Source organism: Streptomyces sp. NPDC038280, from assembly GCF_055600045.1.
Window position 1 is genome coordinate 195,945 of sequence record NZ_JBVJYZ010000008.1, and the last position, 18,386, is coordinate 214,330.

Genomic DNA, 18,386 nt, shown 5'->3' on the forward strand with positions numbered 1-18,386 from the left:
CGGGGTCAGCGCGCCCCGGTCAGCACCTCGTGAGCAGCCCGCAGCCCGTCGACCGTCTCCCGGTCGGCGGGCTGCAGCGGTTCGCGGACGAAACAGTTCAGCAGCGCCTTGGCGGTCACCGTCCCCGGCAGCCCGGACGCCATCATCAGCTCGACGAGCGGCAGCGTGCGCTGGTTGAGCAGCGTCGCCTCCGCGGTGTCGCCCGCGTCGAAGGCGTCGAGGACCGCCCGCATCGGACGCGGCGCCACGTTCGCGACCGTACTGACATAGCCGGCGGCCCCGACGGCGTACAGCGGCAGGTTCGTCTCCTCGCTTCCCGAGTAGTACGCGAGCGAGGTGCGGGCGATCACCTTCGAGCTCGCCAGCAGGTCGCCCGAGCAGTCCTTGACCGCCACGATCCGGGGGTGCCCGGCCAGGCGCAGCATCGTCTCCGGCTCGATGCGGGTGCCCGTGCGGCCGGGGATGTCGTACAGCATCAGCGGAATGCCCGAGGCGTCCGCCACGCGCCTGAAGTGGGCCTCCACGGCGGGCTGCGGCGGGCGGCTGTAGTACGGCGTCACGACCAGGAGGCCGTTCGCGCCCGCCTCCTCGGCCTGCCGGGCCAGCTCCACGGTGTGCCGGGTGTCCGCCGTGCCGACTCCCGCGACGACATGGACGCCGTCGCCCACCTCCTCGCGGACCGCCCGGACCAGCGCGGCCTTCTCCGCGTCGCTGGTAGTGGGCGACTCGCCGGTGGTGCCGTTCAGGACGAGTCCGTCACAGCCCTCGGCGACGAGGTGGGCGGCGTGTCTGCGGGCACTGTCGAGGTGCAGCTCGCCGGAGGCGGTGAAGGGAGTGATCATCGCGCAGAGGGCGCGACCGAAGGGTCGTTCAGAGCTCATCCGAGCAGTCTCCGCGCGGATGATCACTAAGGTCCACTTAGATCTGCTTGAGGCGACCGGTCAGCAACGCTGAAGGGACGGCCGCCGTCGCCCGCGGGGGCGCGCCCGAGCCGCGTGCGATGATCCTCGGCGGGCGCGCAGGGGGCATGGGGAGGATGAGGTGCTCCTCGTCGTCGGCGGCGGCCACCTGGTGTGAGCACACCGCCCCGGCGTACGGGGCCCGTCGGCGGTCACAGGCTCAGCTTGAAGCCGTCATGGCTGCGCGCGAAGCCCAGGGAGGCGTAGAAGTGGTGGGCGTCCTCGCGGCGCTTGTGGCTCGTCAACTGGACCAGCGCGCAGCCGCGTTCCCGCGCCCGCTCCACGGCCCGGACCATCAGCTCGCGACCCAGGCCGGCGCCGCGCCGGTCCGCCCGGACGCGGACCGCCTCGATGAGGGCCCGCTCGGCGCCGCCCTTGCCCAGGCCCGGGATGTACGTCGCCTGGAGGCAGCCGACGACGGTGTCGCCGTCGGCCAGGACCAGCATCTCGTTGCGCGGGTCGCTGTGGATCGCAGCGAAGGCCCGCTCGTACGCCTCGCCGACCACAACGGTCGCCGGGTCCACGACCCGCTCCTCGTCGGCGAGAAGGGCCAGGATCGCGGGCAGGTCGGAGCGGTCGGCCGGGCGGAAGATCATGGCGCGCAGTGTCACACGGGACGGTATTGACCTCAAGTCCGGTTGATGTTCGACGCTGGTTCCGCGGCCGCACCGCTGGGGTGCGTCGCAGGAGGAGGCAGCGCCATGACCACCGGCACCACAGGCATCACCGTCAGCACGGGAACGAACGCCCGCCCCGACCTCTCCCGCCCCGGCGTCGGCGTGGTCAAGGCCAGTACCTGGCGGGTCGGGACGGCCGAGCGCCAGCGGGCCACCGTCGACGCCATCGCCGCAGCCTGGGGGAGCCGGCCCTGGCCGGATGCCGGACTGCTCTCGTACACCGTGCACATGGGCACCGACGGGGACACCCTGCTGCACTACTCGCAGTGGCGCGGCGAGGAGGCGTACCAGCACTTCGTCCGCACCTTCCGCGACGACCGGAACGCCGAGATCGACGCGGCCGTGCCCGGTATCGAGCGGGTCGCGCTGCACTCGTACGCGCTGTACCGCGGCGGCGCGCTGAACGAGGACGACACCCGGACGCCCGGCTGTGTCGTCATCGTCGACGTCGAGTTCGACGGGCCGGACCCGGACCGGCAGCGGGACTGGGTCGACGGCGTCCGCGAGGCGCTGCGGTCGGACCCCGCGCCCCACCCCGGCGGCATCTCCGGCCACTTCCACATCAGCCTGGACGGAACCCGGATCCTCAACTACGCGGAGTGGGAGAGCGAGCAGGCCCACATCGAGGCGCTCGGCGCGCCCGGAGAGGGCGTGGGTTCACCGACGCCGCAGTGGGACAGGGTCAGGAACTACCCCGGCGTGAGGGGCAGCGGCGTGCGGCGCTACACGCCCGCGCTGAGCCTCAACGCGGACGTGTAGCGGGTGCGCGGGGGGTGCGCGGCGGACCGGGTTACGGCCGGAAGCGCAGCACCTGCGGGTCGTGGTCGCTGTTCTGCTCCGCGAACTCCGCGTTGATGTGCACGCTGTCGTACTCGAAGTCGTCGATCGACGGGCTGACCAGGATCTGGTCCAGCACCTGGCTGTTGCCCTGGAAGACGTACGAGTACCGCTCGCTGCGCGGCAGCGACTTCACCGCCGGGTAGAGCGCGCCGCCGTCGGTCAGCGCCTTCGCCGTCGCCGAGAACTCGAAGTCGTTGATGTCACCGAGGACGAGTACGTCGGCGTTGCGCTGCACCTCCAGGATGTCCTTGACGAAGGTGTTCACCGCCTGCGCCTGCTGGAGACGCTTGACCTCGGAGGAACGATTCGGCGGCTGGTGGTGGGAGACCAGCGACTCGTCGCCGCCCTTCGAGCCGAAGTGGTTGGCGATGACGAGGACCGTGCGGCCGCGGAAGGTGAACTCGCCCGCGAGCGGCTTGCGGCTGTTGTCCCACGCCGTGTTCGCCGGGTCGATCCGGCCGGGGGAGAGGGTCAGGGCCGCGCGGCCCCGCTCCCCGCGCACCACACCGGTCGCCGTCAGCGCGTCGCCACCGGCGCGGTCGGTGAACGACACGCGCTCCGGGTTGAAGAGGAAGACCTGGCGGATGTTGCCGCCGGGCTCGCCGCCGTCCTTGTTGTTCTCCGGGTCGATGGACCGCGACTCGTACGCGGGGCCGCCGGCCGCGGCGATCGCCGCCGTGAACCTGCGCACCGTCTCGCCGGCCGCGACCGTGCCGTCGTTCTTGGCGCCGTTGTCGTCCTGGATCTCCTCCAGGGCGAGGATGTCCGGCGACGCGAGGTTCTCGACCACGGCCTTGGCCAGCGCGTCGAACTTCTCCTGCGGGTCGGACGGGTCCAGGTTCTCCACGTTGTACGTGGCCACCGCGAGCTCGCCGCGGCGCTGCTCCCGGGTCTTCTCGCGCTCCAGGCCGCGGTCGGTGACCGTGCCGAGGGTGCGGGCGGTGAGGGTGTAGCCGCCGAACTGGTTGAAGTCGAGCGGGCCTTCGGTGGTCCCCGCGAGCACGTCCCCGACGTTCGCCTTCGGGAAGGGCTGCTGAGCGATCGGCGTCAGCGACTGGATCTGGAGCCGGCCGGTGTTCTGCGAGGTGTACGAGCCGTAGACCGTGCCGCCGCGCCGGTTGTCGTGCTCGTACGGCTTCACCGTCACCCACAGCTCGGAGTACGGGTCGGTGGCGCCGACCACGCGCGAGGAGCCGATCCTGACGTTGGTGCCCTCCAGGGACTCGTAGTAGTCCAGGGCGAAGGCGCCGGGCTGGAGCGGGAGGGCGTTGATCGAGCCGCCGGCCGCCGGGTCGCCCTCGGGGGCGTACGCGGAGGGGACCGACTTCGCGGAGATCGTGACGGCCTCGGGGACCGGGTTGCCGGACGAGACCACGGTCACGGTCGGCTTGGTGATCTGGGTGAGCGACTGGTTGCCGGAGTTCAGGCCGCCGGGGACGTACTCGCCGACGGTGCCGGAGACCTTGACCTGGTCGCCGACGGCGACGGTCGGCGCGCTGCCGGTGTAGACGAAGATGCCCTCGCTGGTGGCCGGGTTGTCGTCGCCCTGCGGGTCCTGGAACCAGAAGCCGCGGGAGCCGTACGTCCGCACACCGGTGACGACGCCCGTGACATCGGCGACCGTCTGCCCGGTCAGCGGGGAGGTCCGGGTGGTGCCCTGGATGTCGTGGATGCGGGTCGCCACGGCGTCGTCGGCCGAGGCGGCGGACGAACCGGCGAGCAGGCCGGCCGCGAGAGCGGCGGCGACGACGGCGGAGACCGCCGTGGTTCTCGGTATGGAGGAAGGCATCAAGGTACTCCGGAGGTACTTGGAGGATGTGGGGATGTCTACGCGCGTCAATCTCTTGTGCGAGCGTAGGAGTTGTCAAGAGCAGCCGGAGGGTTGACAGGTGTACGGGGGCTGACGAGTTCATGAACCGGCAGGCATGGGGGCAATTGCGTCTACGCTTGGGGCCGCCTGGACCACGTACGTCCCCGAGGAGAGACCCCTGATGGCATCGGACCGCCCCACCCTGCCGCCCGTACGGCTGCGTTCGGACGCGGAGCTGGCGCGGGACGCCCTCGCCACCCCGCTGCTGTCACGGGCCGTCCGCCTCGCCCGCTGGGCCGGGCCGGAGACCAGGGTCGGCGCGGGCGGCGAACTCGTCGACGAGCAACTGCCCCTCGCCGCCGAGGTGTTGGGCCTCGGAGCGGACAAGGAGGGGGCGGCGTACGCGAGCGAGGCATGGCGGTTGGCCGTGGACACCGGTCTCCTCGACGTCGAGGACGCGCGGGGCGACGACGGGACGGGCACCGGCACGGTGACCGCGGGGGAGAACCTCGCCCTCGTCACCGGCGCGCCGCAGGACGTGCTCTCGCTCTGGCTGGACGGCCTGGACGTGGTCTTCGCCGACGCCACCGCGCCCCTCCTCGACGACCTCGCCGATGTCGTCGGAGAGGACGGCGAGATCGACTTCGACAGGCTCGACTGGGACCCGGAGGTGGAGACCGAGTTCCTGGAGGTCGTCCTCGGCAATCTCTACCTCCTCACCGTCAGCGAGGGCGGTGCGGGTGAGGGGCCGGTACCGCTGCCGGCGCTCGCCGCGTCCGTGATCATCCCCGATGACATGGGGGAGCCGACCGACGACGTCCTGGAGCAGGTGTCGGAGGCGATGATGCGCCTCGACGACCAGTTCCGGCTGCTCGAACCGATCGGGCTCGTCGCCTACAAGCCGGTGGACGAGGCCCTGATGGCCGAGGAGGGCGAGGAGCCCACCCCGTCGGTGGACACCCTCGACGAGGAGGACGTGGCCCGGTACGGCATGGTCAGGCTCACCCCCCTCGGCCTCTACGGCATCCGCTCCCGGATGCTGGAGGCGGGCGTGGTCGCGCCGGCGGTCGGCGAACTGGCCGACAAGGGCGCGGACACGCTCCTCGACGGCGTCGCGCACTACCCCGAGCCGGCCGCGCGGGCCGAGACCGAGCAGTGGCTTGCCCGCCGGGAACCGCTGACCGGCGCGCGGGAACTCCTCGCCGCCGCCCGGGGCGACGACGCCGGCTCCCCGCTGCGCCGCCTCCACTGCCAGCAGGCGCTCTCGCTCGTCGGCGGCGATGCCGAGCCCGCCGTCCGCGAGGTCCTGGACGACGCGGAACTGGGCGGCCTCGCCCGCGTCTGGCTCGCCGAGCGCGGCGCGGCGGACATCCCCGCGCCGCCCGAGTCCATGATCTTCTGGCTGGCCGTCGACACGATCGCGGCCCAGCTCGACGCGAACGGCGACCTGGAGGAGCTGCAGGACCTGGTGGAGGGCCTGACGGGCCGGCACAGCGGCTTCTTCGAGGCGGCGTGGCGGGTGGAGCACCCGGCGACCGCGGAGGTGCTGGAGGCGATGGGCCGGCTGCACCGGGACAAGAAGTCGGCCAAGGAGGCCCGGAAGGCGGCGTTCAAGGCGCGCTCGAGGGCGGCCGGCTGACCGGCGCGCCACGATAAATCCCTTGGCGCGGCCCCGGGTTGTCCCCCTACAGTGATCCACGTCCAGGTGCGACAGGCAGGACCTACTTCCACTCATAATGGGGAGGCCGCGGGTTCGATTCCCGCCGCCGGCACTCGTGCCGGCGTAGCTCAATGGCAGAGCACCAACCGTCGGTTCCGCCGGCCTTGAACTCTGGACACCACAACGTCACGCACCTCCCGGTGCGCCGGCAGCGGCTACTTCCTCCAACGAAATCACGCCGCCGCCACCTTGATCTCGGGAGGCACAGCATGCGTCGTGGGTGCCCGGTGCGCAGGCAACGGATACTTCATGGGGAACAGCCGGTTGCGGGTTCGAGTCCCGTCACGTCTTCGGGCGCGTAGCTCAGGTGGTAGAGCAGCAGTTATATGGACCGTCGCCGACCCTGAACTCGGGCACCCCCGTCGCTGTGTCTCCCCTCGCGTTCTCGAATTCGGGGGAATTCTCATGGCACGCTTCAACACCCGTACCACCAAGGCCCGTCCCACCTCGCCCGTGACCTCCACCGGCGCCACCGCCCGTACCCATCAGGGCGGCACCGGTGCCCTGCGCGACGCCAGGTCCGAGCTGTTTCTGCTCGCCGTCGCCAATCTCGTCTCCCAGGACACCTTCCACGAGAGCGGCGAGAACCGCGACGACCGCTTCGCCGCGCTCGTGCGCACCCTCGCGGTCGAGGACCCCGAGTGGACCGCCGGCCTGCTCGGCTGGCTGCGCCGGGACGGCCATCTGCGGACCGCGTCGCTCGTCGGCGCCGCCGAGTACGTGAAGGCGCGTCTGGACGCCGGCGCCGAGAACGGCCCCTCCAACCGCCAGGTCGTCGCCTCCGTCCTGCTGCGCGCGGACGAGCCCGGTGAGCTGCTCGGCTACTGGACCTCGACCTACGGGCGCGCGGTCCCCAAGCCCGTCAAGCGCGGGATCGCCGACGCCGTGCGGCGCCTCTACCACGGCCGGTCCCTGCTCAAGTACGACACCGCCTCCAAGGGCTACCGCTTCGGCGACATCCTCAATCTGGTGCACGCCTCGCCCGACCCGGAGAAGGCATGGCAGGGCGAGCTGTTCCGGTACGCGCTGGACCGCCGTCACCACCCGGACACCGCCGTGCCGCCGGCCTCCGACCGGACGCTGACCGCGCACCGTGCGCTGATGGCGCTCCCGGTCGGCGAGCGCCGCGCGGTGCTGACCGCGCCCGACGGCGCACGCCGGCTGGCCGACGCGGGGATGACCTGGGAGGCCCTGGCCGGCTGGCTCCAGGGGCCGATGGACGCGGCGGCCTGGGAGGCCGTCATCCCGTCCATGGGCGCCATGGCGCTCGTCCGCAATCTGCGCAACTTCGATCAGGCCGGAGTCTCGGACGAGGTCGCGGCCCAGGTGGCGGCGAAGATCTCGGACCCGGAGGTGGTCACGGCATCGCGGCAGTTCCCGTTCCGCTACCTGGCCGCGTTCCAGCACGCGCCCTCGCTGCGCTGGTCGTACCCGCTGGAGAAGGCGCTCGGCCACTCGCTGGCGAACGTTCCGGCGCTGCCCGGCCGCACCCTGGTCCTGGTCGACCGGTCGGGTTCGATGTGGTCGCGGCTCTCGGACCGCTCCGAGCTGAACCGGGCGGACGCGGCGGCCATCTTCGGCGCATCGGTGGCGATGCGGGCCGCCGACGCCGATCTGGTCGAGTTCGGCACCTCCAGCGCCCGGGTGAAGTACCGCGCGGGCGAGTCCGTACTGAAGGTGCTGGGCCGCTTCGGCGAGCTCGGCGGCACCAACACCACCGAGGCGGTGCGCAGGCACTACAAGCGCCACGACCGGGTGCTGATCGTCACCGACGAGCAGGCGTCGTACAGCCACTACGGCGACCCGACCGCGCAGGTGCCGGACCACATCCCGGTCTACACCTGGAACCTGGCCGGCTACCGGGTGGGCCACGCCCCGTCGGGGAGCGGCAACCGGCACACCTTCGGGGGACTGAGCGACGCCGCCTTCCGGATGGTGCCGCTGCTGGAGGCGGGGCGGAACGCGGACTGGCCCTGGAGCTGACGAAGGACACATGTTCGCATCTGTGCCGTCGCGATCTGGTCCTCCCGGGCTCCGGAGGGCGCATACTTAATCACAATGACGAAGCGACCCGCGCCCCGGCGCCACCTGCCCACGAGCCCCTTCCAAGCCCCGGTCGACCCCCTCATCAAGGCGTTCGCCCTGGGAGACCGCGTCTCGCACGATCAGTACGGCCTCGGAAAGGTCATCGGTGTCGAGGACGGGGTCGCCATGCTGGTCGACTTCGGCTCCAGCCGGACCCGCATTCTCAGCCCGTACTCCCGGATGAACAAGCTCTGAGCGGGCGCGCGACCCTGGTGTCCGCGCCCGGGACGAACCGCCCCGGCGCGCTGCACCGGGGCGGGTCTTCCGCGTCCTGGCGGCTCTGACCTGCGGCTTCTCAGAGGATCTGGGCGGCGGGCTTCACCATGCCCCGGACCGTCCGGGACTTCACGAACTCGCCGATGGCCGTCATCTCCCACTCGCCGGAGAACTGCTTGATCAGCTTCGCCATCATCACCCCGGTCTGCGGCTCGGCGGTGGTGAGATCGAAGCGGACCAGCTCCTCACCGGTCGCCGCGTCGATGAGCCGGCAGTAGGCCTTGGCGACCTCGGTGAACTTCTGTCCCGAGAAGGAATTGACCGTGAAGACCAGACCGGTCGCGTCGGCCGGCAGCCTGCCGAGGTCGACCACGATCACCTCGTCGTCCCCCGCGCCCTCGCCGGTGAGGTTGTCGCCCGAGTGCTTCACGGAGCCCCCCAGGATGGACAGCTTGCCGAAGTAGCAGCTGTCCAGGTGGTTGCGCTGGGGGCCGTACGCGATGACCGAGGCGTCGAGGTCGATGTCCTTGCCGCGGTAGGCGGGCTCCCAGCCCAGACCCATCTTGACCTGGGACAGCAGCGGCCGGCCGCCCTTGACCAGGGAGACGGTCTGGTTCTTCTGGAGGCTGACCCTGCCCTTGTCGAGGTTGATCTTGCCGCTGCCGGCGGGCGCGGGCGCCGGGGCGGCGGGCGGCGCGGAGGGGACGGGCGGGGCCTGGGCGGTCGTCCTCGGGTCGACACGCGCGGGGGCCGCGGGGGCGGGCGCCGGGGCGGCGGCGGGCTCCTCCTCGACCGAGACACCGAAGTCCGTGGCGATACCGGCGAGCCCGTTGGCGTACCCCTGGCCGACGGCACGCGCCTTCCAGGCGCCGCCGCGCAGATAGATCTCGACGACGACCAGGGCGGTCTCGGTGCCGAGCCTCGGCGGGGTGAAGGTCGCCAGCGCGGTCCCGCTGTCGGCGTCGCGGATGGTCGCGGTGGGCTCGATGCCCTGGAAGGTCTGCCCCGCGGCGTCCGGGCTGGCCGTCACGACGATCTTCTCGATACCGGCGGGCACCGCGGACGTGTCCACGACGATCGCGTCGGGCGCGGTGCCGCCGCCGGAGCGGTAGGTGACACCGGGGCCGGCCGGCTGGTTGTAGAAGATGAAGTCGTCGTCGGAGCGGACCTTGCCGTCGGCGGTGAGCAGCAGGCCCGATACGTCGAGCCGCACCGGGGCGGCGACGTCCACCGCCACGCGGGTGGCGGCGAGGGGGATGTTCGAGCCGGGGGTCATTGCGGTCATGCCAGGGGTAACGAGCGAGGTGGCTTTGCCGTTCCCTTACCTTTGGAAGCTTCCGAAACGTTCCTCCGGTCGGCGGCCCTCCGCTGTCGGCCACTGACCGTCGTGGTCCGGCCGCGGGGACACCGCCTACCGGCGGCCGCGGTTGCGGGGATGGTCCCGGGCGGTCCGCTCGTTGCCGTGCTTGTACGCGCCCGTCCAGCGGGCCATCACCAGCTGGGCGTCACCGGATCCCACCTCTGCCAGGAACTTCTCCGCGCGGCTGCCGCGCAGTGTCCCGGCGGCGCGTCCCTGGTGGGTGATGTCGACGCTGCCGTCGGCGTGCTGCTCGAAGGTGAATCCATGAGGTCGTGGCATGGCGGAATCCTCGTCGCACTCCACCGGGCGCGTCACCCGAATATTCACGCCCGCCGCGGGTGCTCCGCGCCCGCCCGAGATCAGTGCGTCCAGAGCGGCGGGCGGGTGCAGAAGTGGCCGCCGATATGGGCGTGATCGGGGTTGTCGTCGGAGAGCTCGCCCTGTCCGGCGACGAGGCTTGACGCGTACGGCTCCGAGTCGTCCTGAGGTTCGTAGCCGAGCGCACGGGCGCCGGCGAGGTCCCACCACAGACGGGTGTTGGCCGACGAACCGTAGACGACGGTGTGTCCCACGCCCTCGGCGGTGAGGGCGGCGTGGAAGAGCCGGGCGCCGTCGGCGGGGCTCATCCAGAGGGAGAGCATCCGGACCGAGGTGGGCACGGGAAAGCAGGAGCCGATCCGTACGGACACGGTCTCCAGGCCGTACAGGTCCCAGTACAGCTGCGCGAGGTCCTCGCCGAAGCTCTTGGACAGGCCGTAGAAGGTGTCGGGGCGGCGGGGCGTGTCCACCGGGATCAGGGGGTCTCCCGCGCGCGGGCGGGGGGTGAAGCCGACGGCGTGGTTGCTGGAGGCGAAGACGATCCGTCCGACCCCTTCCTCCCGGGCGGCCTCGTAGAGGTGGTGGGTGCCCTCGATGTTGGCGCGCAGGATCTTCTCGAACGTGGACTCCAGGGAGATGCCCGCCAGGTGGAGGATCGCGTCCACGCCCGCGACCGCCTCGCGCAGCGCCCCCTTGTCGGCGAGATCGGCGGTGATCGCGTCGGGAGCTCCCTCGACCGGCCGCACATCGAGAAGACGGAGCTCGTAGCCGTACGCGGGGAGCAGTCCGCGCATCAGGGTGCCGAGGCCTCCGGCGGCGCCGGTGAGCAGGACGGTGCGAGGAGCGGGCATGGGCGGGGCTCTCCTTGAACGCTCATATGGCTGACTGTAGTTCACATTCATGGACACGCTAGAGAGTGCGTCCGATCGTCGTCAAGCCTCCGTCCCGTGGTCAACTCCGGGCGTCTGGTGCGGTTTTCCGCCTTGACCGGCACCCAGGCGCTGTCCTAGCGTGGCGGCGTTCAGAAATGTGGATGTCGATCAGAATTGTGCACGACGGTCTGCCCTGGGAGCGCCCGTGACCTCGCCCGTGACCCCGCCCGTGTCCTCGCCCGTTGCCCCGGCCCCGCTCGCCGGCCGGCTCGACGGCCTGCTGTTCTTCCCCGTCACGCCGTTCGGGCCGGACGGCGGGCTGAACCTCGGCACCTTCCGTGCGCACGTTCGTGCCGGCATCGACGCCGGGGCCGCCGCGGTCTTCGCCTGCTGCGGTACGGGGGAGTTCCACGCCCTGACCCCCGAGGAGTTCCGTGTCTGCGTCGCCGCCACCGTCGAGGAGGCCGCCGGCCAGGTGCCCGTGGTGGCCGGGACCGGCTACGGCACCGCGCTGGCCGTCCAGTTCGCGAAGCTCGCCGAGGAAGCCGGCGCGGACGGCCTCCTCGCCATGCCGCCCTATCTCGTCGTCGCCGACCAGCAGGGGCTGCTGCGCCACTACACCGATCTCGCGGCGGCCACCTCGCTCGATGTGATCGTCTACCAGCGCGACAACGCAATCCTCACCCCCGAGACCGTCGTCGCCCTGGCCCGCACCGAGGGCGTCATCGGCCTCAAGGACGGCCACGGCGACCTCGATCTGATGCAGCGCATCGTCAGTGCGGTCCGCGCGGAGGGGCTCGGCCTGCTGTACTTCAACGGCCTGCCGACCGCCGAACTCACCGGCCCCGCCTACCGGGGCATCGGCGTCACCCTCTACTCGTCGGCCGTCTTCTGCTTCGCCCCCGACATCGCCCTGGCCTTCCACGCCGCGCTCGACAGCGGCGACGACGCCACGGTGAACCGCCTGATCGACGGCTTCTACCGTCCGCTCGTCGAACTGCGGGCCAGGGGCCGCGGCTACGCCGTCTCCCTCGTCAAGGCGGCCGTACGGATGGGCGGCCTGGACGTCGGCGGGGTCCGCCCGCCGCTCAGTGAACCCGCCCCCGCCCATCTCAAGGAGCTCGACGAGATCATCGGGCGCGGCCGTGCCCTGCTGCGGGAGGGCGCGTGAGGGCGTCCGCCTTCGTCTATCCGTGGGACGTCGTCGGCGACCCCGACGCACCGGCCCGCCTCGCGGACCTCGGCGTCCAGCAGGCCACCCTCGCCTCCGCCTACCACTCCACCCGCGCGCTGACCCCCCGCCACCCCCGCCACCGCGTCGTCACGGCCGAGCACGCCGCCGTGCTGTACGAGCCGGACCCGGCGCGCTGGGCGGGCCGCGCACTGCGGCCGTACGCGGCGGGGGCCTGGGCGCCCGGCGACACGTACGGCCAGGCCGCCCAAGGGCTGGAGCGCGCCGGTCTCGACGTGCACACCTGGGTCGTCCTCGCGCACAACTCCCGCCTGGGCGCAGAGCACCCGGAGACCTCCGTGGTGAACGCCTACGGCGACCGCTACCCCTGGGCGCCCTGCGTCGCGCGGCCCGAAGTCCGCGCCCTGCTCGTGGACCTCGCGGCGGAGGCGGCCGTACGCCCAGGGGCACGCGGCACCGAGCTGGAGTCCTGCGGCTGGTACGGCCTGGCTCATCCGCACGCCCACGACAAGACCGCGGGAGTCGCACTCGACGACACCGCGCAGTATCTGATGTCGCTCTGCTTCTGCGCGGAGTGCGTACGCGGATACGCGGAGACGGGCCTGGACGCCGGCGAACTGAGCGCGTCGGTGCGCGCCGCCCTGGAACCCGTCTGGCGCGGTGGGCCCTGCGCGGGTGAGGGCGGCGCGCTCCTGGCCGCCACGCTGGAATTCCGGGCCCGGGCGGCGCGGAGTCTCCAGGACGAGGCGATCGCGGCGGTACGGGCGGCCGCGCCCCCCGGATTCCAGGTACTGCTCCACGCCGACCCCGCGCCCCACCACTGCGGCGCCAACACCGGCGTGGATCCCGAGCACATCCTGCGCGTCGCCGACGGTGTCGTGGTGCCCTGCGCGGGCGGGCCGGGCCTTCTCGCCCCCTTCGCCGCGCACGCCTCCCCCTCGAACGTCCTCGCCGCCAACTTCACCGTCGTGCGCGGCATGGGCGGCAGCCCGGACACCCTCGCAGCCGACGCCGCGCGCGCCGCCGGGCGGGGCGCGACCGACCTGCGCCTCTACCACGCGGGGTTGGCCTCCGACGCGGATCTGGCGTCGGTCGCGTCGGCGCTGGCCGTCCTCGGCTGAAAGGAGGGGGCGCAGGATCGGGATGCCCTAGCCTTCCGCCGGTTCCCGGCGGCTGTCGGCGGTGGCCCCGCGGCCGGCGCCCCGCTTCTCGTACCGCAGCGCCGCCCCCGTCAGCGCCGCGCCCACGCCCTCCCAGACGCCCACGCCCAGGAATCCGGCGGGCGCGCGGCCGCTGACCACCGCCACCGTGAAGACCGCGCAGGTGAGCAGGCGGAAGGGAACCGTCCAGCGGAAGAAGGCCTTCCAGTCGGCCAGCGCGGCCAGGATGTAGTACACGCCCATATTGAGCGCGGCCATCGAGGAGGCGGTGAGATACACGAGGGTGTAGTCGCCCTCCGCGCGGCGGGACTCGGACACGGGGTCGAAACCCATGGACTCGATCATCACGTCCGGGGCGATCAGCCCCACGACACCGAGGCCCGCGGCGAGTACGCCGAAGACGGCCATGGTCCAGCCGGACAGGGAGCGGGGCAGCCGCACTGAAGTTCTCCGTAAACGAGGGGCGTTGACGCGTCCCTGCCTATCGTGCGGCGTGCCGCGCCCGCGACCCGGGGTCTATCCGAGCGCCGCGGCCATCACCTGCTTGTCGTCCGCGAGAGCCGCGGCTTCGTACGCCTGCACCCAGGTCACGCGCCAGCAGGGCGAGGACCAGGAGCAGCGAGAAGACCGAGGCGTGCCTGATCGTCTTGTTCATCCCACAGGAGGACGAGAGGGTGGGAGGGCGACGTTCCGTTTCTCCGGGTTCCTCCGGGAATCCTCATCCTGGCCGCTCAGCGGGTTGCCGTCCCGCGCGGGCTGATGAACCCCGACTCGTACGCCACGATCACCGCCTGCGTGCGGTCCCTCGCCCCGGTCTTCGCCAGGACGGCCGCCACATGGGTCTTCACCGTCGCCGGACCGACCTCGAGCCGGTCGGCGATCTCCGCGTTGGTCAGGCCCGTCACCATCAGCCGCAGTACCTCGGCCTCGCGCTCGGTGAGCCTGGACACCCAGGCGGGGGCGGCCGGACCGCGGCGGGCGTGCTCGGCCGCCAGATCCCGCACGGCCGCCGGGTACAGCAGCGAGTCGCTGCGGGCGACCAGCCGCACCGCCGCGACCAGATCCTCCGCCGCCGCCCGCTTGAGCAGGAAACCGGCCGCGCCGACCCGCAGCGCCTCGAAGACGTAGGAGTCGTTCTCGAAGGTGGTGACGACCAGGATCCGCGGCGGCTCCTCGGACGCGCCGAGGATCTGCTCGGTGGCCCGGATGCCGTCGATCTGCGGCATCCGCACATCCATCAGGACGACGTCGGGCCGCAGTGCGCGCACCACGGACACCGCCTCGGCCCCGGTGGACGCCTCGCCGACCACCGCGAGGTCGGGCTCGGCGTCCAGGATGACGCGCAGCGCCGTACGGACCATCCGCTCGTCGTCGGCGAGGACCACCCGGATCGGCGCACCCGTCGCCGGCCGTCGTTCGGGCGCGCTCATCGCCGGCCGCCCGTCAGGGGAAGCCGGACCGCGAGCCGCCACACCCCGTCCGCCGGTCCGGCGTCCGACGTGCCGCCGAGCAGCCGTGCCCGTTCGCCGATCCCTCGCAGCCCGCGTCCGCCCCCCGGGCGCACCACCGGGCCGTTCTCCGGCAGCGGATTCTCCATCGCTATCTCCAACTCATCGTCGTGGACCGCTATCCGCGCGGTCAGCGGCTCGCTCCCGGCGTACCGGGCCGCGTTGGTCAGGCCTTCCTGGACGATCCGGTACGCCTCGCGGGACACCGGCTCCGGCAGCCGGTCCAGGTCCCCGACGACGTCCAGCGACACCTTCGGGCCGACCCCGGTCAACAGGCCGTCCAGCGCTTCGAGTCCCGGCCCCGGCAGCTCGCCGTCGTCCTCGCCCTGTCGCAACAGCCCCAGCACCGAGTCCAGTTCGCCGACCGTACGCCGCGTCGTCTCCTCGATCGCCGTCAGCGCCTCCCGTACGAAGTCCACATCGCTGTCCAGCACCCTGCGCGCCGCGCTCGCCTGCAGGGTGACCGCGCTCAGCGCATGGCCCACCGAGTCGTGCAGCTCCCGTGCGAGCCGGTTGCGGACGGCTAGTTCGGCGGCGCGGCGCTCGGCCGCCGCCAGCCGGTCGGCGGGCGTCGGCCCGAGCAGCCGGGGCGCCTGACGGGCCAGCAGCGAGCCCGCCCCGGCGGCCGCCGCCGCGAGGGCCACCAGCATCAGCAGTCCGGCGGGCAGCCCCGCGTACGCCACCCAGTCCCGGTCCATGGACCAGTAGTCGCTCATCCCCGAATCGCGCAGGGAGGCGGAGAACGGCAGCACCATCAGCGCCACCGCGAACGGCGGCAGCGCCAGGGACGCACCGCTGATCAGCCCGCCGAGCCCCAGATGGAGCGTGTACCAGCCCGCCGTTCTCGTCCGGGCGGCGCGGCTGCCCGCCGGGCCCTCCGCGAACCGGTCCACCGGCACCCCGCACAGCGTCCGGGCGGCCGCGACCGACATCGGCCGGGTCAAAGGGAAGAGCGCGGTGACCGCCGCCAGGGGCAGGGCGATCGCATACGCCCCGAACTGCGCGGTCAGGGAGGCGGAGAACAGGCTCTGTCCACCCATGAGCGGCCCGATGATCACTGTCCCGACGAGCCAGTACGGCATCAGCAGGGCCCCGCCCAGGATGAGGTGGATCCAGCGCAGCCGGGCCCTGCGGCCGAAGAGCGCGCGCGCCCACCTCATGCGGCGCGCCGCCGCAGGAAGACCGCCACGCAGCCGGCCAGCAGCAATCCAGTGATCATTTCGCCAGAGTAGGCCGTGATCATCAGCGTCGTGGGCTCCTTTCCGGGATCCGTCTGCGGCATGAGTGTGGCCAGCACCAGCCAGCCGCCCCAGCAGCCCACCCCGCCCGAGCCGACCCAGGCCGCGGCCAGTGCCGTCCTGACCTCCAGCGACGGGCGGAGCCGGAAGACCAGGGCCAGTACGCCCACCACGGCGACGACGAGGAAGCCGGCCTGCGCGGCCTCCAGTACGGAGAAGCCGGACGGATGCTCGGCGACCCGGTCCGGCGAGAGACCGCGCTCCGACCCCGTGGCCCACAGCAGTCGCAGGGCGAGGGGCACCAGGGCAAGGACGGACGCCACCCCCGCCGCGAAGCGCACACCGCGCCCCGGGAAGCCGGCAGGCAGTTCCCAGAGAGTGCCCTGCCACACATGGCCCCAGCGCTCACGGGCGTAGAGGGCGAAGAGGGTACCGAGCGTGACGCCCTGCAGGATGAAGCCGGTGTAGACGACGCCGAAGACCCAGTCGTCCAGGAACGGCTCGGACCCGGCCGCCTTCTCCTCGCCGCCGGTGAACAGCGAGGCGATCAGCTGGAGCGGGAAGCCGACCATGATCGGGGCGAGCAGACCGGTCGCCACCCACATCGGAAGGACCAGCAGCCAGGTCTTCACCCGGAGCCCCCACGGCTGGGTGAGCAGCAGCGCGAGGACGACGACGGCGACGTCCATGAGGATCGTGACGCTGTTGGCCGCGGCCATCAGCCCCCGGTGCTCCAGCAGCACACTGCCGGCCGGAATGCCGATCTCGCTGCCGGCGACCCAGGCGATCTTGAGGGAGACGTACGGGACGCAGGCGGCGACGGCGAGCGCACGCAGCGCCCGGCGGCCGGAGCCGAGACGGTGGGCGGTAAGAGAAGTCGATGTCATGACCCTTACGCTCCCGCCCCGGCGGCCCCGTCACCTCCTGCTCGACGATGAACCGTCTCCGCCGAACGGCGGAGGCCGCCGCTGCGGGGCCCTCGATGAATTGACCGGTCATTCCGGCCTTCAAATGCACCCCTCAGCAGGTCACATGAGGAACTAGAGTCGTATTCATGATCACCAAGACGCAGACCTTCGCCCCCGTCCTGACCCGCGCCGCCGATGCCGAGACGACCAGCGACCCGAGCAGCGTGATGACCCTGCTCGCCGACTCGGACACCACCGGTGGCACGCTCACCAGCTACCGCTCGTCCTTCGCCGAGGGCGCGGTCGGAGCGCCCGCGCACTTCCACACCAAGGCCTCGGAGATGTTCTTCGTGCTCGGCGGCTCGCTCCAGGTCCTGCTGGGCGAGGAACTGACCGTCCTGGAGCAGGGCGACTTCCTGCTCGTGCCGCCGCACACCCCGCACGCGTTCGCCGCGGCTCCCGGCGCCGAGGCCGATGTGCTGTTCGTCTTCACCCCGGGCATGGCCCGCTTCGACTATCTGCGTCTGCTGGGCCGGGTGATGCGCGGCGAGGCGAGCTTCCAGGAGATCAAGGACTCCTCCGAGCGCTACGACAACCACTATGTCGACAGCCCCGTCTGGAACGAGGCGCTCGCCGCGCGCTCCTGAGACCTGCCCACTCCTGCCGCGTGGGCTCAGAGCCGGCGCGTCGCCAGCGTCAGCCGGTCACGCGCGTCGAAGAGCGCGTCCTTGATCATCTGCTCATGGCCCGGGGTGAGCCGCGCGACCGGAACCGAGCAGCTGATCGCGTCACGCGCCGGGGTGCGGTACGGGATGGCGATGCCGAAGCAGCGCAGCCCCAGCGTGTTCTCCTCGCGGTCCACGGCGTACCCCTGCTCACGGATGACGCGCAGCTCCTCGATGAGCGTCTCGCGGTCCGTGATGGTGTGCTCGGTCAGCGCGGGCAGCGACTCGGGGAGCATCTTGCGGACCTGCTCGTCGCTGTGGGTGGCGAGCAGCGCCTTGCCGAGCGAGGTGGAGTGGGCGGGCAGCCGGCGTCCGACCCGGGTGAACGGCCGCAGATAGTGCTGCGACTGCCGGGTGGCCAGATAGACGACATTGGTCCCGTCGAGCCGCGCCAGGTGGATGGTCTCGGTGGTGTCGTCGGAGAGCCGGTCGAGGGTCGGCCGGGCCGCGGCCACCACCTCGTCGCCGTCGATGTACGAGGTGCCGACGAGCAGGGCCCGGACGCCGATGCCGTACCGGGTCCCCGTGGCGTCGGTCTCCACCCAGCCGAGCTCCACCAGCGTCCGCAGCAGCATGTACAGGCTCGACTTGGGGTAGCCGACGGCCTCCTGGACGGCGGCGAGGGAGTGCATACCGGGCCGGCCGGCGAAGTACTCGAGCAGTTCCACCGTGCGTACAGCGGACTTGACCTGCGCCCCACCAGAATCGGCAGTCGACATTCGCCCTCGCCCCTCTTGTTAACCAAGTGCGCCCGTTAATAGAGTCCCCGGTGCATTCACCTACAGGAACTATGTTCAG

General features: G+C 71.9%; 18 protein-coding genes. 7 read left to right on the plus strand and 11 right to left on the minus strand.

The features are described from left to right. Window positions 1-5 precede the first annotated feature (5 nt). Window positions 6-881 (minus strand): 4-hydroxy-tetrahydrodipicolinate synthase, encoded by an 876-nt coding sequence (gene dapA, locus ACZ7J0_RS18765; protein ID WP_470888648.1) that lies wholly within the window; start codon window positions 879-881, stop codon window positions 6-8. A 230-nt stretch (window positions 882-1,111) separates the two neighbouring features. Further along, entirely contained in the window at window positions 1,112-1,555 is a 444-nt protein-coding gene (locus ACZ7J0_RS18770) for a GNAT family N-acetyltransferase (RefSeq protein ID WP_470888650.1), read from the minus strand. Between the two features lie 105 nt (window positions 1,556-1,660). Here ACZ7J0_RS18770 and ACZ7J0_RS18775 point away from each other — a divergent pair, with 105 nt between their 5' ends. Further along, window positions 1,661-2,395: an antibiotic biosynthesis monooxygenase family protein gene (locus ACZ7J0_RS18775; protein WP_470888652.1), complete on the plus strand. Its 735-nt coding sequence runs from the start codon at window positions 1,661-1,663 to the stop codon at window positions 2,393-2,395. A gap of 31 nt (window positions 2,396-2,426) precedes the next feature. On the opposite strand, the gene ACZ7J0_RS18780 is transcribed toward ACZ7J0_RS18775, so the two are convergent. Next, window positions 2,427-4,265: an endonuclease/exonuclease/phosphatase family protein gene (locus tag ACZ7J0_RS18780; protein WP_470888654.1), complete on the minus strand. Its 1,839-nt coding sequence runs from the start codon at window positions 4,263-4,265 to the stop codon at window positions 2,427-2,429. Window positions 4,266-4,467: 202 nt separating this feature from the next. Between ACZ7J0_RS18780 and ACZ7J0_RS18785 the strand changes: the two genes are divergently transcribed. The 3 genes from ACZ7J0_RS18785 (at window position 4,468) to ACZ7J0_RS18795 (ending at window position 8,286) form a co-directional block, all read left to right on the plus strand. Further along, window positions 4,468-5,925 carry a hypothetical protein gene (locus ACZ7J0_RS18785; protein ID WP_470888656.1) on the plus strand — a complete coding sequence of 486 codons (1,458 nt, stop codon included), beginning with the start codon at window positions 4,468-4,470 and terminating at the stop codon, window positions 5,923-5,925. A gap of 486 nt (window positions 5,926-6,411) precedes the next feature. After that, window positions 6,412-7,989: a TROVE domain-containing protein gene (locus tag ACZ7J0_RS18790; protein ID WP_470888658.1), complete on the plus strand. Its 1,578-nt coding sequence runs from the start codon at window positions 6,412-6,414 to the stop codon at window positions 7,987-7,989. A gap of 75 nt (window positions 7,990-8,064) precedes the next feature. Continuing rightward, the gene (locus ACZ7J0_RS18795; protein ID WP_468711237.1) at window positions 8,065-8,286 is read left to right on the plus strand and encodes a hypothetical protein; all 222 of its coding nucleotides are present in this window, start codon (window positions 8,065-8,067) and stop codon (window positions 8,284-8,286) included. A 100-nt stretch (window positions 8,287-8,386) separates the two neighbouring features. Here the strand turns inward: ACZ7J0_RS18795 and ACZ7J0_RS18800 are convergent, their stop codons facing one another. The 3 genes from ACZ7J0_RS18800 to ACZ7J0_RS18810 all read right to left on the minus strand — a co-directional run bounded on the left by ACZ7J0_RS18800 (window position 8,387) and on the right by ACZ7J0_RS18810 (window position 10,836). Continuing rightward, window positions 8,387-9,592, minus strand: coding sequence for a TerD family protein (locus ACZ7J0_RS18800; protein WP_470888660.1), 1,206 nt, complete (start codon window positions 9,590-9,592; stop codon window positions 8,387-8,389). 126 nt (window positions 9,593-9,718) lie between these two features. Next, entirely contained in the window at window positions 9,719-9,946 is a 228-nt protein-coding gene (locus tag ACZ7J0_RS18805) for a hypothetical protein (RefSeq protein WP_468711239.1), read from the minus strand. Between the two features lie 80 nt (window positions 9,947-10,026). Then, window positions 10,027-10,836, minus strand: coding sequence for an NAD-dependent epimerase/dehydratase family protein (locus ACZ7J0_RS18810; RefSeq protein WP_470888662.1), 810 nt, complete (start codon window positions 10,834-10,836; stop codon window positions 10,027-10,029). A gap of 226 nt (window positions 10,837-11,062) precedes the next feature. Here ACZ7J0_RS18810 and ACZ7J0_RS18815 point away from each other — a divergent pair, with 226 nt between their 5' ends. Next, a complete protein-coding gene (locus tag ACZ7J0_RS18815; RefSeq protein WP_470888664.1) occupies window positions 11,063-12,028 on the plus strand; it encodes a 5-dehydro-4-deoxyglucarate dehydratase in 966 nt (321 codons plus the stop codon). Continuing rightward, on the plus strand, window positions 12,025-13,170 hold the full coding sequence (locus ACZ7J0_RS18820; RefSeq protein ID WP_470888666.1) for a hypothetical protein: 1,146 nt from the start codon (window positions 12,025-12,027) through the stop codon (window positions 13,168-13,170). The genes ACZ7J0_RS18815 and ACZ7J0_RS18820 overlap by 4 nt, the downstream gene beginning before the upstream one ends. Before the next feature lie 27 nt (window positions 13,171-13,197). On the opposite strand, the gene ACZ7J0_RS18825 is transcribed toward ACZ7J0_RS18820, so the two are convergent. The 4 genes from ACZ7J0_RS18825 to ACZ7J0_RS18840 form a co-directional block, all read right to left on the minus strand. Then, window positions 13,198-13,617, minus strand: a complete 420-nt coding sequence (locus tag ACZ7J0_RS18825) for a hypothetical protein (protein ID WP_470888867.1) — start codon at window positions 13,615-13,617, stop codon at window positions 13,198-13,200. Between the two features lie 323 nt (window positions 13,618-13,940). After that, a complete protein-coding gene (locus ACZ7J0_RS18830) occupies window positions 13,941-14,639 on the minus strand; it encodes a response regulator transcription factor (RefSeq protein ID WP_470888668.1) in 699 nt (232 codons plus the stop codon). Beyond that, window positions 14,636-15,877, minus strand: a complete 1,242-nt coding sequence (locus ACZ7J0_RS18835) for a sensor histidine kinase (RefSeq protein ID WP_470888670.1) — start codon at window positions 15,875-15,877, stop codon at window positions 14,636-14,638. The genes ACZ7J0_RS18830 and ACZ7J0_RS18835 overlap by 4 nt, the downstream gene beginning before the upstream one ends. Continuing rightward, window positions 15,874-16,842 carry a hypothetical protein gene (locus ACZ7J0_RS18840; RefSeq protein ID WP_470888672.1) on the minus strand — a complete coding sequence of 323 codons (969 nt, stop codon included), beginning with the start codon at window positions 16,840-16,842 and terminating at the stop codon, window positions 15,874-15,876. The genes ACZ7J0_RS18835 and ACZ7J0_RS18840 overlap by 4 nt, the downstream gene beginning before the upstream one ends. Before the next feature lie 167 nt (window positions 16,843-17,009). Here ACZ7J0_RS18840 and ACZ7J0_RS18845 point away from each other — a divergent pair, with 167 nt between their 5' ends. After that, window positions 17,010-17,510 carry a cupin domain-containing protein gene (locus ACZ7J0_RS18845; protein ID WP_470888674.1) on the plus strand — a complete coding sequence of 167 codons (501 nt, stop codon included), beginning with the start codon at window positions 17,010-17,012 and terminating at the stop codon, window positions 17,508-17,510. Between the two features lie 26 nt (window positions 17,511-17,536). Here ACZ7J0_RS18845 and ACZ7J0_RS18850 read toward each other — a convergent pair whose 3' ends face one another. After that, window positions 17,537-18,307, minus strand: coding sequence for an IclR family transcriptional regulator (locus ACZ7J0_RS18850; protein WP_470888676.1), 771 nt, complete (start codon window positions 18,305-18,307; stop codon window positions 17,537-17,539). Window positions 18,308-18,386 lie beyond the last annotated feature (79 nt).

Coding starts and splice junctions, on each gene's coding strand:
- ACZ7J0_RS18840 (WP_470888672.1), bottom strand. CDS start 16,842: ATGACATCGACTTCTCTTACCGCCCACCGTCTCGGCTCCGGCCGCCGG.
- ACZ7J0_RS18775 (WP_470888652.1), top strand. CDS start 1,661: ATGACCACCGGCACCACAGGCATCACCGTCAGCACGGGAACGAACGCC.
- ACZ7J0_RS18845 (WP_470888674.1), top strand. CDS start 17,010: ATGATCACCAAGACGCAGACCTTCGCCCCCGTCCTGACCCGCGCCGCC.
- ACZ7J0_RS18810 (WP_470888662.1), bottom strand. CDS start 10,836: ATGCCCGCTCCTCGCACCGTCCTGCTCACCGGCGCCGCCGGAGGCCTC.
- ACZ7J0_RS18835 (WP_470888670.1), bottom strand. CDS start 15,877: ATGAGGTGGGCGCGCGCGCTCTTCGGCCGCAGGGCCCGGCTGCGCTGG.
- ACZ7J0_RS18795 (WP_468711237.1), top strand. CDS start 8,065: ATGACGAAGCGACCCGCGCCCCGGCGCCACCTGCCCACGAGCCCCTTC.
- ACZ7J0_RS18770 (WP_470888650.1), bottom strand. CDS start 1,555: ATGATCTTCCGCCCGGCCGACCGCTCCGACCTGCCCGCGATCCTGGCC.
- ACZ7J0_RS18800 (WP_470888660.1), bottom strand. CDS start 9,592: ATGACCGCAATGACCCCCGGCTCGAACATCCCCCTCGCCGCCACCCGC.
- ACZ7J0_RS18825 (WP_470888867.1), bottom strand. CDS start 13,617: ATGGCCGTCTTCGGCGTACTCGCCGCGGGCCTCGGTGTCGTGGGGCTG.
- dapA (WP_470888648.1), bottom strand. CDS start 881: ATGAGCTCTGAACGACCCTTCGGTCGCGCCCTCTGCGCGATGATCACT.
- ACZ7J0_RS18850 (WP_470888676.1), bottom strand. CDS start 18,307: ATGTCGACTGCCGATTCTGGTGGGGCGCAGGTCAAGTCCGCTGTACGC.
- ACZ7J0_RS18805 (WP_468711239.1), bottom strand. CDS start 9,946: ATGCCACGACCTCATGGATTCACCTTCGAGCAGCACGCCGACGGCAGC.
- ACZ7J0_RS18830 (WP_470888668.1), bottom strand. CDS start 14,639: ATGAGCGCGCCCGAACGACGGCCGGCGACGGGTGCGCCGATCCGGGTG.
- ACZ7J0_RS18785 (WP_470888656.1), top strand. CDS start 4,468: ATGGCATCGGACCGCCCCACCCTGCCGCCCGTACGGCTGCGTTCGGAC.
- ACZ7J0_RS18780 (WP_470888654.1), bottom strand. CDS start 4,265: ATGCCTTCCTCCATACCGAGAACCACGGCGGTCTCCGCCGTCGTCGCC.
- ACZ7J0_RS18790 (WP_470888658.1), top strand. CDS start 6,412: ATGGCACGCTTCAACACCCGTACCACCAAGGCCCGTCCCACCTCGCCC.